Annotated in this window: 12 protein-coding genes and 1 pseudogene; 6 read left to right on the forward strand and 7 right to left on the reverse strand. The window is 72.4% G+C overall.

The window, feature by feature from the left end; translation table 11 throughout:
- Positions 1-50: 50 nt before the first annotated feature.
- The 4 genes from JHW41_RS03515 to JHW41_RS03530 all read right to left on the reverse strand — a co-directional run bounded on the left by JHW41_RS03515 (position 51) and on the right by JHW41_RS03530 (position 6202).
- Positions 51-3332, reverse strand: coding sequence for an efflux RND transporter permease subunit (locus JHW41_RS03515; protein ID WP_250449051.1), 3282 nt, complete (start codon positions 3330-3332; stop codon positions 51-53).
- Positions 3322-4371 (reverse strand): efflux RND transporter periplasmic adaptor subunit, encoded by a 1050-nt coding sequence (locus JHW41_RS03520; RefSeq protein ID WP_250449052.1) that lies wholly within the window; start codon positions 4369-4371, stop codon positions 3322-3324. The genes JHW41_RS03515 and JHW41_RS03520 overlap by 11 nt, the downstream gene beginning before the upstream one ends.
- Positions 4368-5750: a TolC family protein gene (locus JHW41_RS03525; RefSeq protein WP_250449053.1), complete on the reverse strand. Its 1383-nt coding sequence runs from the start codon at positions 5748-5750 to the stop codon at positions 4368-4370. Before JHW41_RS03525 ends, JHW41_RS03520 begins: the two co-directional genes overlap by 4 nt.
- Before the next feature lie 92 nt (positions 5751-5842).
- Positions 5843-6202 carry a hypothetical protein gene (locus tag JHW41_RS03530; protein WP_250449054.1) on the reverse strand — a complete coding sequence of 120 codons (360 nt, stop codon included), beginning with the start codon at positions 6200-6202 and terminating at the stop codon, positions 5843-5845.
- A gap of 388 nt (positions 6203-6590) precedes the next feature.
- On the opposite strand from JHW41_RS03530, the gene JHW41_RS03535 reads away from it, so the two are divergent.
- From JHW41_RS03535 to JHW41_RS26295, 6 genes and pseudogenes are all read left to right on the forward strand, one after another.
- Positions 6591-7679: an energy transducer TonB gene (locus tag JHW41_RS03535; RefSeq protein WP_250449055.1), complete on the forward strand. Its 1089-nt coding sequence runs from the start codon at positions 6591-6593 to the stop codon at positions 7677-7679.
- Positions 7680-7843: 164 nt separating this feature from the next.
- Positions 7844-8548 carry an alpha/beta hydrolase gene (locus JHW41_RS03540; protein WP_250449056.1) on the forward strand — a complete coding sequence of 235 codons (705 nt, stop codon included), beginning with the start codon at positions 7844-7846 and terminating at the stop codon, positions 8546-8548.
- Between the two features lie 65 nt (positions 8549-8613).
- The gene (locus tag JHW41_RS03545) at positions 8614-9684 is read left to right on the forward strand and encodes a sensor histidine kinase (RefSeq protein ID WP_082644678.1); all 1071 of its coding nucleotides are present in this window, start codon (positions 8614-8616) and stop codon (positions 9682-9684) included.
- A gap of 17 nt (positions 9685-9701) precedes the next feature.
- Positions 9702-10436, forward strand: coding sequence for a LytR/AlgR family response regulator transcription factor (locus tag JHW41_RS03550; RefSeq protein WP_057949142.1), 735 nt, complete (start codon positions 9702-9704; stop codon positions 10434-10436).
- A 479-nt stretch (positions 10437-10915) separates the two neighbouring features.
- The gene (hemC, locus tag JHW41_RS03555; protein WP_250449057.1) at positions 10916-11857 is read left to right on the forward strand and encodes a hydroxymethylbilane synthase; all 942 of its coding nucleotides are present in this window, start codon (positions 10916-10918) and stop codon (positions 11855-11857) included.
- Between the two features lie 71 nt (positions 11858-11928).
- Positions 11929-12021, forward strand: a pseudogene (locus JHW41_RS26295) (hypothetical protein); the annotation flags it as partial.
- A 73-nt stretch (positions 12022-12094) separates the two neighbouring features.
- Here the strand turns inward: JHW41_RS26295 and JHW41_RS26300 are convergent.
- From JHW41_RS26300 to JHW41_RS03565, 3 genes are all read right to left on the reverse strand, one after another.
- On the reverse strand, positions 12095-12178 hold the full coding sequence (locus JHW41_RS26300) for a DUF6053 domain-containing protein (protein ID WP_428995622.1): 84 nt from the start codon (positions 12176-12178) through the stop codon (positions 12095-12097).
- A gap of 116 nt (positions 12179-12294) precedes the next feature.
- On the reverse strand, positions 12295-13008 hold the full coding sequence (locus tag JHW41_RS03560) for a DUF481 domain-containing protein (protein WP_057949140.1): 714 nt from the start codon (positions 13006-13008) through the stop codon (positions 12295-12297).
- Between the two features lie 235 nt (positions 13009-13243).
- Complete coding sequence (locus JHW41_RS03565; protein WP_250449058.1) at positions 13244-14197, reverse strand: dimethyl sulfoxide reductase anchor subunit family protein; 954 nt, start codon at positions 14195-14197, stop codon at positions 13244-13246.
- Positions 14198-14429: the final 232 nt, after the last annotated feature.

A 14429-nucleotide genomic window follows, 5' to 3' on the forward strand; every position in this document is an offset into this window, starting at 1 on the left:
GGCGCGGCATGGACGCGGGCCGCATTCGCGCGGCCCGCGCGGGACCGGCGTCAGTGCGCCGGCGCGGGCTCGCCCGGCGGCAGCGCCGCCGGCGTCGGTGCCGGCGTGTCGCCGTGGCCGCCGCGCTCCTCGTTGCGGTGCAGCCAGCGGTACAGCACCGGCAACACCAGCAGGGTCAGCAGGGTCGAGGAGACGATGCCGCCGATCACCACGGTGGCCAGCGGCCGCTGCACTTCCGAGCCGGCGCCGACGTTGAAGGCCATCGGGATGAAGCCCAGCGAGGCCACCAGCGCGGTCATCAGCACCGGCCGCAGGCGGCCGAGCGCGCCGTCGACGATGGCGTTGTCGAGGGGGGCGCCTTGTTCGCGCAGCTTGCGGATGAAGGCGATCATCACCAGGCCGTTGAGCACCGCCACGCCCGACAGCGCGATGAAGCCGACGCCGGCGGAGATCGACAGCGGTATCCCGCGCAGCCACAGCGCGATGACGCCGCCGGTGAGCGCCAGCGGCACGCCGCTGAACACGATCGCGGCGTCCTTGGCCGAGCCGAAGGCCATGAACAGCAACGCGAAGATCAGCACCAACGTCACCGGCACCACCACCGCCAGACGCTGGCTGGCCGAGATCAACTGCTCGAAGGTACCGCCGTAGCCGATCCAGTAACCCTCCGGCAGCTTCACCTGCGCGTCGATGCGCGAGCGCAGGTCGGTGACGAAGCCGCCCAGGTCGCGATCGCGCACGTTCGCGGTCACCACGATCCGGCGTTTGCCGTTCTCGCGGTTGATCTGGTTCGGGCCGAGCACCGACTTGATCGTCGCCACTTCGCGCAGCGGCACCGTGCGCGGCGCGCCGGCGAGCCAGGTGGCGTCGCGGCTGGACTCGTCGCGGTCGGCGGTGCCGGGCGGCAGCGGGATCGGCAGGTCGGCCAGCGCGGCCGGGTCCTGGCGCAGGTTTTCCGGCAGCCGCACGACCAGGTCGAAGCGGCGGTCGCCTTCGAAGAACTGCCCGGCCACTTCGCCGCCGACCGCGGTCGCCACGGTCTCCTGCACCGCCGCCGGGTTCAGCCCGTACACCGCCAGCGCGCGATGGTTCGGCTCGATGCTCAGCATCGGCAGGCCGGTGACCTGCTCGGTCTTCACGTCCGCCGCGCCCGGCACCTTGCGCGCCACCGCCTCGATCTGTTGCGCGACCTTGAGCAATTGCTGCAGGTCGTCGCCGTAGACCTTGACCGCGACGTCGGCGCGCACGCCCGAGATCAGCTCATTGGTGCGCATCTGGATCGGCTGGGTGAACTCGAAGTTGTTGCCGGGCAGGGTGCCGGCGATGGCTTCGATCTCCTCCATCAGCGCGTCCTTGGACTTCTTCGGGTTCGGCCACTGCTTGCGCGGCTTGAGGATCAGGTACGCGTCGGCGACCGACGGCGGCATCGGGTCGCTGGCGACTTCCGAAGTGCCGATGCGGCTGAACACCCGCTCGACCTCGGGCATCGCCAGCAGCGCCTGCTCCAGGTGCTTCTGCATCGTCGTCGACTGGGTCAGGCTGGTGCCGGGGATGCGCATGGCCTGCACCGCCACGTCGCCCTCGTCGAGGCTGGGGACGAACTCGGTGCCCATGCGCGTGGCGATGAAGCCGCTGACGATCACCAATGCGGCGGTGCCGCCGACCACGATCGCGCGGCTGCGCAGCGCCCAGGCCAGGGCCGGCTCGTAGCGGCGCTTGAGCCAGGCCATGGCCTTGTTCTCTTTCTCGTCGACCTTGCCGCCGAGGAAGATCGCCACCGCCGCCGGCACGAAGGTCAGCGACAGCAGCATCGCGCCGGTCAGCGCCAGCACCACGGTGATCGCCATGGGATGGAACATTTTCCCTTCGATCCCGCTGAGCGCGAAGATTGGCAGGTACACCGCGGTGATGATGCCCAGGCCGAACAGGCTGGGGCGGATCACCTCGGCGGTGGCCTTGGCGGTGAGGTCGTAGCGTTCCTCGCGGGTCATCTCGCGGCCGAGCGAGTGCTGGGCCTCGCCGAAGCGGCGCAGGCAGTTTTCGATGATGATGACCGCGCCGTCGACGATCAGGCCGAAGTCGAGCGCGCCCAGGCTCATCAGGTTGCCCGAGACGCCGCCGCGGACCATGCCGGTGATGGTGAACAGCATCGCCAGCGGAATCACCAGCGCGGTGATCAGCGCGGCGCGGAAGTTGCCGAGCAGAAGGAACAGCACCACCACCACCAGCAGCGCGCCTTCGACCAGGTTCTTGGCGACGGTGGCGATGGTGCGGTCGACCAGCGAGGTGCGGTCGTACACCGGGCTGGCGCTGACGCCCTTGGGCAGGCTGGCGTTGGCGACCTTGAGCTTCTCGGCCGAGGCCTGGGCGACGTCGCGGCTGTTGGAGCCGACCAGCATGAACACCGTGCCGAGCACGACTTCGTGGCCGTTCTGGGTGGCCGCGCCGCTGCGCAGTTCCGGGCCTTCGCCGACCGTGGCGACGTCGCGGATGCGGATCGGCACGCCGTCGCGGCGGTCGAGCACGATCCCGCCGATCTGCTCGATGTCGACGATCTGCCCGGGCACGCGCACCAGGAACTGCTCGCCGTTGCGTTCGATGTAGCCGGCGCCGACGTTCTGGTTGTTGGCCGCCAGCGCGTTGACGATGTCGCGCTGGCTCAGGTTCAGCGCCATCAAGCGCGCCGGGTCCGGGGTGATGTGGATCTGCCGGGCGAAGCCGCCGGTGGTGTTGACCTCGGTGACGCCGGGGGTGTTGCGCAACTGCGGCCGGATCACCCAATCCTGCAGGGTGCGCAGGTCGGTGGCGGTGTAGGCGCTGCCGTCGGGCTTGCGCGCCTTCGGGTCGGCGTCGACGGTGTACATGAAGATCTCGCCCAGGCCGGTGGCGATCGGCCCGAGCTGCGGTTCCAGCCCGTCGGGAATCTGCGACTTGAGCTGTTGCAGCCGCTCGGTCACCTGTTGCCGGGCGAAGTACAGGTCGGTGCCGTCCTTGAACACCACGGTGACCTGCGAAAGCCCGTAACGCGAAAGCGAGCGCGTGTAATCGAGTTTCGGCAGGCCCGCCAACGCGGTCTCGATCGGAAAGGTGACCCGTTGTTCGGCCTCCAGCGGCGAATAGCCCGGCGCCTGGGTGTTGATCTGCACCTGCACGTTGGTGATGTCGGGGGTGGCGTCGATCGGCAGCTTGGTGAAGCTCCACACGCCCAGGCCGATCAGCGCCACGGTCAGCGCCAGCATCAGCCAGCGGTGGCGGATGGCGAAGCCGATGATGCGCTCCAGCGCGCCGGCCGGGTCTTCGCCCTTGTTCGCGGGCCGCGGCTCAGTGCTCATGCGAGGCCCCCGACTTTTCGATGTCGGCCTTGATCAGGAAGCTCTGCTCCACCACCACCTGCTCGCCGGCCTTGAGCCCGGACAGCACTTCGGCGCGGCGCGCGTCGCGGCGGCCGAGCTTGACCGGGCGCGCGCTGTAGCGCTCGCCGTCGCGCACGAACACCACATCGCCGTCGTCCATGCGCTGCAGCGCGGTCAGCGGCACCGCCAGCGCCACCGGCTGCTGCTCGACCGTCACCCGCGCGTGCACGGCCGAGCCGGGACGCCACAGGCCGTCGGGGTTCTTGATCGAGGCGCGCGCGACCGTGCTCTGGCTGGCGGTCGCCGTGCCCGGCAGGATCCGGTCGATGACCGTGTCCACGCCCTTGTCCTCGCCCATGCGCATCACCGTCACCGGCAGGCCCGGGCGCAGGTGCGAGGCGTCGGCGCCGAACACGTGCAGGTCGACCCACAGCGTCGACAGGTCGGCGATCTCGAACAGCGGCGTGCCTTCGACCGCGACTTCGCCGACCGAGGCGTTGCGCGCCAGCACCACGCCGGAGATCGGCGCGGAAATGCCGTAGGTGGTCAGGCTGAGGTTGCTGTCGATGGTGGCGAGCGTCTGCCCGGCCTTGACCGCATCGCCGATGTTGGCGCGCAGCGAGCGCACCGGGCCGGGGTAGCGCGCGGTGATGCGCGCCACGCGGCCTTCCAGCGGCGTGATCAGGCCCTGCACGTCGTGCTCGTCGGCGACCGTGCCGGGACCTGCCGCGGCGGCGACGATGCCGGAGCGGCGCGCGATCTCGTTCGGGATCGTCGCGGCTTCGGGCGTTTCTTCGCCGCCGCCCTTGCCGGGCGCGCTTTCGCCGTGACCGGCTTCGCCTTCGGCTTCCTTGTGCGCGTGGCCGCTGTCGCCTTCGTCGGCATGGCCTTCGTCGGCGTGGTCGTCCTTGCCTTGCGCGGCGGCGGCCGCGGCGGTCTTGTCTTTGTCGGACGCTCCACCACAGGCGCTCAGGCTCAGGGCCAGCAGGCCCGCGGCGATCAACAGTTCGGGCTTCATGGCGTGGCTCCTGCGGGGGCGGTGGTGACGGCGAGGAAGGGCTCGCCGGTGAGGCGCTGGATCTCGATCAGCGCCAGTTGCGCGTCCAGCGCGGCGTCCAGGCGTTGGCGCCGGACCGCGACGCTCTCGGCCTGCAGCAGGGCCAGTTCCAGATAACTGATCGCGCCGGCGCGGTAGGCGTACTCGGCGGCTTTCTCCGCGCGCTCCAGGCGCGGCAGCACGTCTTGCTTCAAGCGTTCGGTTTCCAGCGCGCCGAGGCGGTAACGGCCTTGCGCTTCCACCAGCGTGGAGTACAGCGACAGGCCCTTGGCCTCGCGCTCGGTTTCCAGCATCGCCAGCTCGGCCTGGGCGCCGCGGATGCCGGGTTCGGCGCGCGCGGCCGCGCCCAGCGGCATCGACACGCTGGCGACGAAGCCGAAATCGCCGTTCTCCTGCTGCCGGCGCAGGCCCACCTGCCAATCCACGTCGGCCTTGGACTGGGTCTGGGCCAGGCGCACGCGCGATTCGGCGATGCGGCGCTGGTCGACGAAGCGGGTCAGTTCCGGGTTGCGTTCCAGCAGGCTCGCCAGCGCGGTCGCGTCCTGGACCTGCGGCAGCGCGAACGGGTCGCCGGCGACCGCGGCGAAGCCCGGATCGCGCTCGCCCCACAGCGCCGCGAGGAACTGGCGCGCGGCCAGCAACGCGCGCTGCGCGCGGCTGCGGTCGAGCTCGGCGCGGGCCAGCTGCGCCTGCGCGGTCAGCAGGCCCGACTCGGGCGAGGCGCCGGCCTCCAGGCGCACCCGCGCCGCGGCCACGGCGCGCTTGCGCTGGGCGATGTCGAACTCGGCCAGTTCGATCCGGCGCTGTTCGGCGACCACCGCCAGGTAACGGCGCGCGGTTTCGGCGAGCAGGTCGAGGCGGCGGCCTTCGCGGTCCACTGCGAGCGCGTCGATGCGGCTCTGGGCGAAGGCCCGGCGCGCGTCGAGCTTGCCGCCGCGTTCGAACACCGAGGCCAGGGTCAGGGTGACTTCGGCCGCCTTGGTCCCGCTGAGCGCGCCGGTGCCGAGCGCGTTGTCGATCGCCGCGCCGGCGACGTAGGCGGGCTTCTGCGCGGCGATGTCGCGCTCGGCTTCGAGCACGCCGCGCTGGTTGCCGAACAGGCGCAGGTCCGGGTGGGTGTCCTGGATCCGGCCGAAGGCATCGTCGAGGGTGAAGACCGAGGACGCGCGGGTGGACGCGGCGCGCACGGAACCGCGCTGGGCGCCGGTTTCGGCGTGGATGCCGTCCTGCGCGCCGGGCGGCGCGGCGGAAGCGGCGGGTGCAGCAACGGGCGGCCGCGCCTGTGCGGAAAAGCACAGCGCAGCCGTCAGGACGGCCAGGGCCGTCGGACGCAAACGCATGGGGTTGTCTCCTGAATCGCTGTAGACGCCGCGGCCTCAAGGGCGCGGCGAGAGCGGACGTCGTGTCCGTGCCGGCGACGGCCGGCGGCGACTCAGGCGCGGATCGGCGGGCGCAGCGGTTGCGTGGGATCGGCCGCGACGAAGGCCGTGGCGCGCGCCGGAAGCGGGCTCGCGGGGGAGGGGGCGAGCAGCCCCAGCTCGATGCGCGGCAGCAGGGCGGCCTGCACGGCGCAGCAATGGGTGAGGTGGCGTTGCAGGTCGCCGCAGCCGTCCTGGTCGGGCAGGCCGCCGGCGTGGGCGGCGTCGAACACCAGGGCGGCGTCCGGCACCAGGTCGTCCAGTTCGCTGACTTCGCCGGCGAAGGCCAGCACCGGCTTGAACAGCATCACCGCGATCAGCACCCCGAAGACGAGGTGGCGCATGACGTTGGCGAGGGCGGACCGGGCGGGCATGGGCGCGATCTTAGAAGCCGGCGCGCGCGCAATACAATTTCACCGGGGCGCAGATCGTTCAGTCTGAGCCTGCATTTCGTGCGCCAGGCAGCGCTATCGCGCGCGCGGGCCGCGGCGCCTGGCGCGGACGCGCGCCTGGGCGCCGCGATGCCGCGACCTTGCGCCGCAGGCGCCAGTGGACCGATTGCGCATCGCGCCGGCGTCGCGCCCCCGCGATAATCCGCGCCGCGCGGCAGGACGCTGGGGCGCGGACGGCACGGCCGCATCCGCCAGGAGCGGTCAATGCGGTGCATTCGCCGCGTCACATCCCGGCCCTAATCTGCGCGCGCATCTGGCGGTCCGTAGTCCGCAATTCGCATTCTGCAGTCGGTGGTACAGGGGGTTGGCAGTGAAGTTTGTGATCGAGCCGGTGCGCATCGTCGCCGCCGGCCAGGGCCCGGGCGCGCGCCGCAGGAATGGCGCGTGGGGATGGCAGGACGCCGCAGCCGGCGTCGCCTTGGGTCTGGGGCTGGCGATCTTGTCGGGATGCGGTTCCGGCCAGCCGGCCGCGTCCGAATCGGCCGCCGCGGCGCCGGCGTCCGCGCAGGACGCCGCCGACCGCGCCGCGCCGCTGCCGCCGGCGCTGGACGAACTCGATGCCGGCGGCCTGCGCGACCGCGCCGCGCGCGCGCTGCGCGAGCAACGCATCCACACCCCGGCCGGCGACAGCGCGGTCGATTATTACCTGGCCCTGCGCGAGAAGGCCCCCGGCCACGCCGACGTCGCCGCCGCGCTGACCGAGCTGCAGCCGTACGTGGTGATCGCCGGCGAGCAGGCGCTGGCCGACGGCGACCTGGCCGAATCGCGGCGCCTGACCGACCTGCTGGCGCGCATGGACCCGCAGGCGCCGGCGCTGCCGCGCCTGCGCGAGGGCCTGCGCAGCGCGCAGGGCGAACACGAGCGGCGCGCGCGCGAAGACGCCGAGCGGCTGGCGGGCGAACGCGCCGAGGCCGCGACCCTGGCCCGCACCCAGGCCGCGCAACGCACCGCCGCGGCCAACGCCGCGCTCAAGGCCCAGGCCAACGCCAGCGCGGCGGCGGCCGACGAGGCCGCGGCGCGCGCTTCGACCCCGCCGGCGCCGGTGCCGCATCCGGCCGCGGCGCATCCGGCCGGGGCGAGCGCCGCGGCCGCGGCCGCGTCCGCCGCGCCCGCGCCGGCCGCGCCCAAGCCGGCGGCCAAGATCGCGCCGCGCCTGATCGCCGACGCCAGCCCGCGTTACCCGTCGGTGGCGATCACCCGCAAGCTCGAAGGCAGCGTCGAGGTCGCCTTCACCATCCAGCCCGACGGCAGCACCGGCGCGGCGCGGGTGCTGTCCTCGCAGCCGGTCGGGGTGTTCGACGAGGCCGCGCTGTCGGCGGTGGCGCGGCTGCGTTTCGAAGCCAGCGGCCAGAGCCATCCGGCCCGGCGCACCTTGAACTTCAGGCTGCCGCGGCGCTGAGCGCGGGCCGCGCGCAGCGGCTCGCGGCCGGTCGCACGATCGGCCGGCGCACGGCGGGCCGGACCACGAACCGCCCGCCGGGCCGGCGCGCGCCGGACCGGCCCCGGCCCGGCGCTTCGGCGCCGCGGTTGGCGCGGTTGGCGCGAGCGGCCACAATGCCGCGCATGGACAACGCCACCTCTGACGCGGCCGTCGCCGCCCCGCTCGAAACCGTCGAAATCGAAACCGGCCCGCAGCCGGCCTGGACCGTGCTGTGGCTGCACGGCCTGGGCGACAGCGGCGAAGGCTGGGCGCCGGTGGTGCCCGAGCTGGTGCGCAAGGACTGGCCGGCGCTGCGCTTCGTGTTCCCGCACGCGCCGGTGCGGGCGGTCACGATCAACAACGGCGCGCGCATGCGCGCCTGGTACGACATCCGCGATTTCCAGGACCTCGCCAACCGCGCCGACGAGGCCGGGGTGGAGGAGTCGGTGGCCCAGGTCGAGGCGCTGATCGCGCGCGAGGCCGGGCGCGGCGTGCCGGCTGCGCGCGTGATCCTGGCCGGATTCTCCCAGGGCGGCGCGATCGCCCTGGCCGCGGGCCTGCGCCGGCGCGAGCCGCTGGCCGGCCTGATCGCGCTGTCGACCTACCTGCCGATGGCCGACCGCCTGGTCCGCGAGGCCGCGCCCGCGGCCAGCGCGCAGCCGCTGTTCATGGCCCACGGCAGCTACGACCCGGTGGTGCCGTTCCAGGGCGGAGAGATGGCCGCCGCGCGCCTGCGCACGCTCGGCTTCGACATCGACTGGCACACCTATCCGATGGCGCACCAGGCCTGCGCCGAGGAAATCGACGCGGTCGCCGCCTGGTTGTCGCAGCGCTTCGCCGCCGCCTGAGCCGGCCTGTCTGAGCCCGCCCATCCGAGCCCGCCCGTCTGAGCCCGCCGCCGAACCGCGCGCCCATGGCCGACCTGCGTAGCGGCACCGCCGCGAGCGAACCCGAGCCCTGGCTGCCGGACCTGTGCCGGCTGCCGCGGCTGGTGGTGATGCTGAGCATGGCCGAGCTGATCGTGATCGTGCTGGCGCTGGCCCCGGACGGCAGCGCCTGGAACCTGAGCCGGTTCGTGTCCTCCAGCGCCTTCGCCCTGTGGCTGGCGCTGGCGATCTCGGTGCTGCTGTGCGTCTCGCGCCGGCAGCTGTCGCGGCTGCCGCCGGGGCTGGGCGGCTTCATCGCCACCGCCACCGCCGCCGCCATCGCCGCCGCGGTGGCGGCGGTCACCCATTGGATCGACTCGGTCACCGGGGTCGGCCTGATCCCGGCCGGCACCACGTTCGCGCGCTTCGTCGGCGGCACCGCGGCGATCGCGATCCTGGCGGTGAGCGTGGTGCTGCGCTACCTCTACGTCAACGACAGCTGGAAGGCGCAGGTCCGCGCCAACGCGCGCGCCGAGGTCGAGGCGCTGCAGGCGCGGATCAAGCCGCATTTCCTGTTCAACAGCATGAACACCATCGCCGGGCTGGTGCGCAGCGACCCGGCCGTGGCCGAGCGGGCGGTGCTGGACCTGTCGGACCTGTTCCGGGCCGCGCTGGGCGCGTCCAAGAGCGATTCCAGCCTGACCGAGGAGGTCGAGCTGGCCGAGCGCTACCTGGCGATCGAGCAGCTGCGCCTGGGCGAGCGGCTGCGGGTGGTCTGGCGCAAGCGCGAGCCGCTGCCGTGGAAGATGCCGCTGCCGCGGCTGGTGCTGCAGCCGCTGGTCGAGAACGCGGTCCTGCACGGGATCTCGCGCCTGCCCGGCGGCGGCGAGGTCGAAATCGAGCTGACCCAGCTCAGCGACCACCTGCTGTTGCGCATCCGCAACCCCGCCCCGGCCCCGGCCGAGGCCCGCGCCGGCGCCCGCCATGCCCAGCACAGCATCGGCCAGCGCCTGCGCTATGCCTATGGACCCACGGCGCGGATGACCGCAGGATGGGACGGGGGCTACTATCTGTGCGAACTGCACGTGCCGACCGGGGTGGAGGCGCAGAGCCGATGAAGGGTGCGAGGCTGGCCATGAGAGTGGTGATCGCTGACGACGAACCGTTGGCGCGCGAACGCCTGCGCGGGCTGCTGGCGCTGCGGCCGGACGTGGAGGTCGTCGCCGAAGCCGCCGACGGCCAGCACGCCCTGCACGCCTGCGCCGAGCACCGGCCGGATCTGGTCCTGCTCGACATCGCCATGCCCGGCATCGACGGCCTGGAGGCCGCGCGCCACCTGGCCGCGTTCGAGCCGCGCCCGGCGGTGGTGTTCTGCACCGCCTACGACGCCCACGCGCTGTCGGCGTTCGAGGCCGAGGCGATCGATTACCTGGTCAAGCCGGTGCGGGCCGAGCGCCTGGACGCCGCGCTCGAGCGCGTGCGCACCTTCGCCGCCGGGCGCGAGCGCGCCGGCGACGGCGAGACCGCGCCGGGCCAGGTCCGCAGCCACCTGTGCGCGCGCCTGCGCGGCAGCCTGCGGCTGATCCCGATCGAGGACGTGCATTACCTGCACGCCGAAGAGAAGTACGTGATCGTCCACCACGCGCGCGGCGAGGACCTGATCGAGGAATCGCTCAAGTCGCTGGAGGACGAATTCGGCGAACGCTTCGTGCGCATCCACCGCAACTGCCTGGTGGCGCGGCACGAGATCGTCGAACTCAAGCGCAACGCCGAGGGCCACGTGCAGGCGATCCTGCGCCACGGCAAGCAGCCGCTGGAAGTGAGCCGGCGCTGCGTGGCGTCGCTGCGCGAGACATTGAAGCACCTGTGATCGCGGCGCGGGCGATGGGCCCGCCTTCTCGCTTGAAAACCGGTCGCCCCCTGTAGGCGCTGCGCAAGCTGCGACCGCGGGGCTGCCGTTTGCGTCGCAAGCGCAGGATCGCGGTCGCAGCTTGCGCAGCGCCTAGAGGGGCTTGCGTTGCGACAGCGCAGACCGGCACACACCGCGCCTCGACCGCAAGCCCCAAGCCGTTCTTCCCGCGAACGCGGGAATCCAGAGCCTTCAGCGCCATCCCCCCAACCGTCATTCCCGCGGATGCGGGAATCCAGAGCCTTCAGCGCCATCCCTCAACCGTCATTCCCGCGAACGCGGGAATCCAGAGCCTTCAGCGACATCTCCCCAACTGTCATTCCCGCCTTCGCGGGAATGACGGCCTGGAGGGCGATGCCGCCCCTTGTTCGATCACGCGCCCCGCCGCGCCTTCCCGGCCCCCTTTGGCCGCAACCCGCCGCAGCGGCGATAATGCCGGCATGAAGACCCTGCGCATCGCCACCCGCAAGAGCCCGCTCGCCCTGTGGCAGAGCGAGCATGTCGCCGACCGCCTGCGCGCCGCGCACCCCGGCCTCACGGTGACCCTGGTGCCGATGAGCACGCGCGGCGACGAGGTGCTGGACCGCTCGCTCGCGGCGATCGGCGGCAAGGGCCTGTTCCTCAAGGAGCTGGAACTGGCGATGCAGCGCGGCGAAGCCGACTGCGCCGTGCACTCGCTAAAGGACGTGCCGATGGAGCTGGAACCCGGCTTCGCTTTGCCGGCCGTGCTCGAACGCGCAGACTACGCCGACGCCTTCGTCAGCAACCATCACGACGGCATCGAGAACCTCCCGCCGGGGGCGCGCGTGGGCACCTCCTCGCTGCGCCGGCAGGCGCAGTTGCGCGCGCTGCGTCCGGACCTGCAGCTGCAGGACCTGCGCGGCAACGTCAACACCCGCCTGGCCAAGCTCGACGCCGGCGACTACGACGCCATCGTCCTGGCCTGCGCCGGCCTGCAGCGGCTCGGCCTGGACGCGCGCATCCGCCGCCGCCTGGAGGCGCCGCACTGGCTGCCGGCGCCGGCGCAGGGTGCGATCGCGGTGGAATGCCGCGAAGACGACGCGGCCACGCGCGCGCTGTGCGCCGCGCTCGACCACGCCGCCACCCGCACCTGCGTCGAGGCCGAGCGGGCGATGAACCGCAGCCTGCACGGCAGCTGCCACGTGCCGGTCGCGGCCTATGCCTGGCTCGACGGCGAACACCTGCGCCTGGACGGCCAGGTCGGTAGCGCCGGCGACGGCCGCAGCGTGCGCGCGCACGGCGAAGGCCGCGGCGACGCGCCGCAATGCCTGGGAATCGAAGTGGCGGGCCGGCTGCTGGAGCAGGGCGCGGGCGAGTTCATCGCCGCGTCGCTGCAGGGCGGGCTTGGTGAAGACGACTGAGCAGGAGGGGGCCCCGATGCTTTCGTGTCCGATGCTGCATGGCGACCTGAGCGAAGAGCGTCGGGCCTGAAGCCCCTCCCACAACAGCCGCGCAAGCCGCGGGGCTGTTGTGGGAGGGGCTTCAGCCCCGACGCTTTCGTGTCCGATGCTGCGTGGCGATCTGAGCGAAGAGCATCGGGCCTGAAGGCTCTCCCACAACAGCCGCGCAAGCCGCGGGGGGCTGCTGTGGGAGGGGTTTCAGCCTCGACGCTTTTGTGTCCGCTGCTGTGCTGCGACCTGAGCGAAGAGCGTCGGGCCTGAAGGCCCTCCCACAACAGCCACGCCATGCAAGCCGCCAAGGCTGTTGTGGGAGGGGCTTCAGCCCCGACGCTTTTGTATCCGCTGCCGCGCAGCGACCTGAGCGAAAGGCATCGGACCTGAAAGCCCTTCCACCGGGCTCAGAACCGACGGATCAGTTCGATCGAACTTTCGGCGCTGTCGGTGCCGCCGCCGCCTTTGTTGTCGTGGCGGATGGCGAAGTCGGTTTCCAGTTTCCAGTTCGGGTACAGGTCTACGTCCAGCCGCACCGACTGTTTGACGAAGGTGTCGCCGCGGCCGCTTTCGACCTGCACGCGCTGGGTCCAGCGGGCGCGGTCGGTGAGGCGCTGGCCGAGGTTGAGCTCGCCGCGGAACACCGCGCCGGTGCGGTTGATGCCGTCGTCGTACAGCGGCGCCAGGCGGTAGCCGGCGCCGAAACTCAGGCCGATCTGGGTCGGACCGTCGCGCATGGCCTGAACGCCGTAGCGGGCGCCGATGCGGTGGTCGTTGGAATACATCGCCCGGCTCTCGCGCGAGCTGGCGGGGGCGCTGACGCCGCCGATGCCGACGCGCTGCTGGCCGGGCAGGAACACGTTGGGCCGCAGCGGCGGCAGTTCGGCCGGGTCGATGTCGGGCAGGCGCTGCTTCGGCGCCATCGCCACGCGCCATTCTTCGTCGCCGCAGCGGGTCGAAAAACAGTACAGGCGCATCTGCGCCGGATCGCTGGCGATGGCGATCAACGTCGGGTCCCCGCCGAAGGCGGGATTGGGCAATGTGACCAGGGGCGCGCCGAGCAGGGCGAGCCCGATTGCACCGAGCATCGTCTGGAAGCGGTCGTGGAGACGGCCCAGCATAATGCCATGGAACCGGTTACAGGACGGCGACCGAAGTGCGCATCGGACAGCTTTCGGTCACGCAAGTGGTGCATTGGTCCGATTCGATCTCCAGGCCGGCCGCACCCACGCCGGGCGGCAGTCGATACCAGGGGCCGCGTCCTGTAAGCGCCGCGGGCGCGAAACTAAATGTGAAGATCATGGCAATATTCAGGCTATTTAGCCTGATGCGACCGGCTTTCGAGGCGTCGCGGCCTCAGTAGTACAGCGTCACCAGATGGCGGGCCTGGGCGAAGAACAGCCAGCGCTCGACCAGGGCGCCGGCCAGCACCGACAGCGCGGCGGCGGCCATCAGCGGCGCGGTCGCCGCCGGCAACGCCAGCGCCAGCGCGGCCAGCGCCAGCGGCAGGGCCGCGAACAGCGCCAGCGCGATCGCGCGCAGCTTGGCCGCATGCTTGCGCGCCAGCACATAGCCCATTTCGCGGGTGAGGTAGTTGTCCTGCGTGTGCGGGCGTTCGAACACCGACGGCGCGCGCGCCGGCAGGCCGATCGCCTCGCCGCGCGTGACCGGCAGCCGGTCGCGGTCGATCGCGCGCCAGTAACGCCATTTCAGCAGCGCGGTCAGCGGCGCCAGCGCGAGCACCGCCCAGGCCGCGACGCGGCCGCCGGCGAACGAGGCCGGCAGCGCCGCGAGCAGGGCCGCGCCGCTGAGCAGGGCGAAGGCCAGGTACACCGGCACCACCAGCGGATGCCGCCAGGCCGGGATCGGCGGCAGCGAGGCGTAGATCATCGCCGTGCACGCCACCGTCAGCAGCGCGCACACCGCCAGCGCCGCGCCGGCCAGCGCCGGCCACGCCGGCGGCAGCGCGCGCTGCGGGTCCAGCGCCAGCAGCCAGCCCAGCAGCGCCAGCGCCGGTGCGTAGGTCAGCAGCGCCATCACGCCCTCGCGCGACAGCCACGAGGTGCGCCATTGCGAGAACGCGCGCCAGGCGCGCAGCGGCTTGCCCAGGTGTGCGGTCGAACTCAGCAGGCCGATGGTGACCAGCGCCAGCGACGCCAGCAGGCCGGCGCCGAGCGCGAACGACGGCAGTTGCGGCGCGTCGCGCAGGCCGGCGTGCTGCAGCAGCGCGAGCGCGCCGAGCCAGGCCATCAGCCCGTAGCCGGCGCCGGACAGGGTGGTGAAGAAAATGACCGAGAAAGCCGGATGCATGGGTCAGCGAAGGCGAGCCGCGAGCGGAGTCGAACGCCCCGGCGCCGGGCGGATCGAACGGGACAGCGCAGGAAGCGATGCGTCGGTGCCGATCCGATCCGTCCGCATCGGGTGCGGGTGCGGCGGATTCTGGTCGGGCAGCGCCCGATGGGCGACGATCCGGCGCGCGCGCGTCGTGCAGGCCCCAGCCGAGTTCGCGCGAGTCGCGTCCGCCCCGACCCGCCGCGCGCGC

The sequence above is a fragment of the Lysobacter enzymogenes genome, assembly GCF_023617245.1.
GTDB lineage: Bacteria > Pseudomonadota > Gammaproteobacteria > Xanthomonadales > Xanthomonadaceae > Lysobacter > Lysobacter yananisis.

Bases quoted from the DNA above. Each gene is read 5' to 3' on its own strand.
- JHW41_RS03540 (WP_250449056.1), top strand. From the start codon at position 7,844: ATGGACAACGCCACCTCTGACGCGGCCGTCGCCGCCCCGCTCGAAACC.
- JHW41_RS03550 (WP_057949142.1), top strand. From the start codon at position 9,702: ATGAGAGTGGTGATCGCTGACGACGAACCGTTGGCGCGCGAACGCCTG.
- JHW41_RS03520 (WP_250449052.1), bottom strand. From the start codon at position 4,371: ATGAAGCCCGAACTGTTGATCGCCGCGGGCCTGCTGGCCCTGAGCCTG.
- JHW41_RS03515 (WP_250449051.1), bottom strand. From the start codon at position 3,332: ATGAGCACTGAGCCGCGGCCCGCGAACAAGGGCGAAGACCCGGCCGGC.
- JHW41_RS03565 (WP_250449058.1), bottom strand. From the start codon at position 14,197: ATGCATCCGGCTTTCTCGGTCATTTTCTTCACCACCCTGTCCGGCGCC.
- JHW41_RS03560 (WP_057949140.1), bottom strand. From the start codon at position 13,008: ATGCTGGGCCGTCTCCACGACCGCTTCCAGACGATGCTCGGTGCAATC.
- JHW41_RS03530 (WP_250449054.1), bottom strand. From the start codon at position 6,202: ATGCCCGCCCGGTCCGCCCTCGCCAACGTCATGCGCCACCTCGTCTTC.
- JHW41_RS03525 (WP_250449053.1), bottom strand. From the start codon at position 5,750: ATGCGTTTGCGTCCGACGGCCCTGGCCGTCCTGACGGCTGCGCTGTGC.
- hemC (WP_250449057.1), top strand. From the start codon at position 10,916: ATGAAGACCCTGCGCATCGCCACCCGCAAGAGCCCGCTCGCCCTGTGG.
- JHW41_RS03545 (WP_082644678.1), top strand. From the start codon at position 8,614: ATGGCCGACCTGCGTAGCGGCACCGCCGCGAGCGAACCCGAGCCCTGG.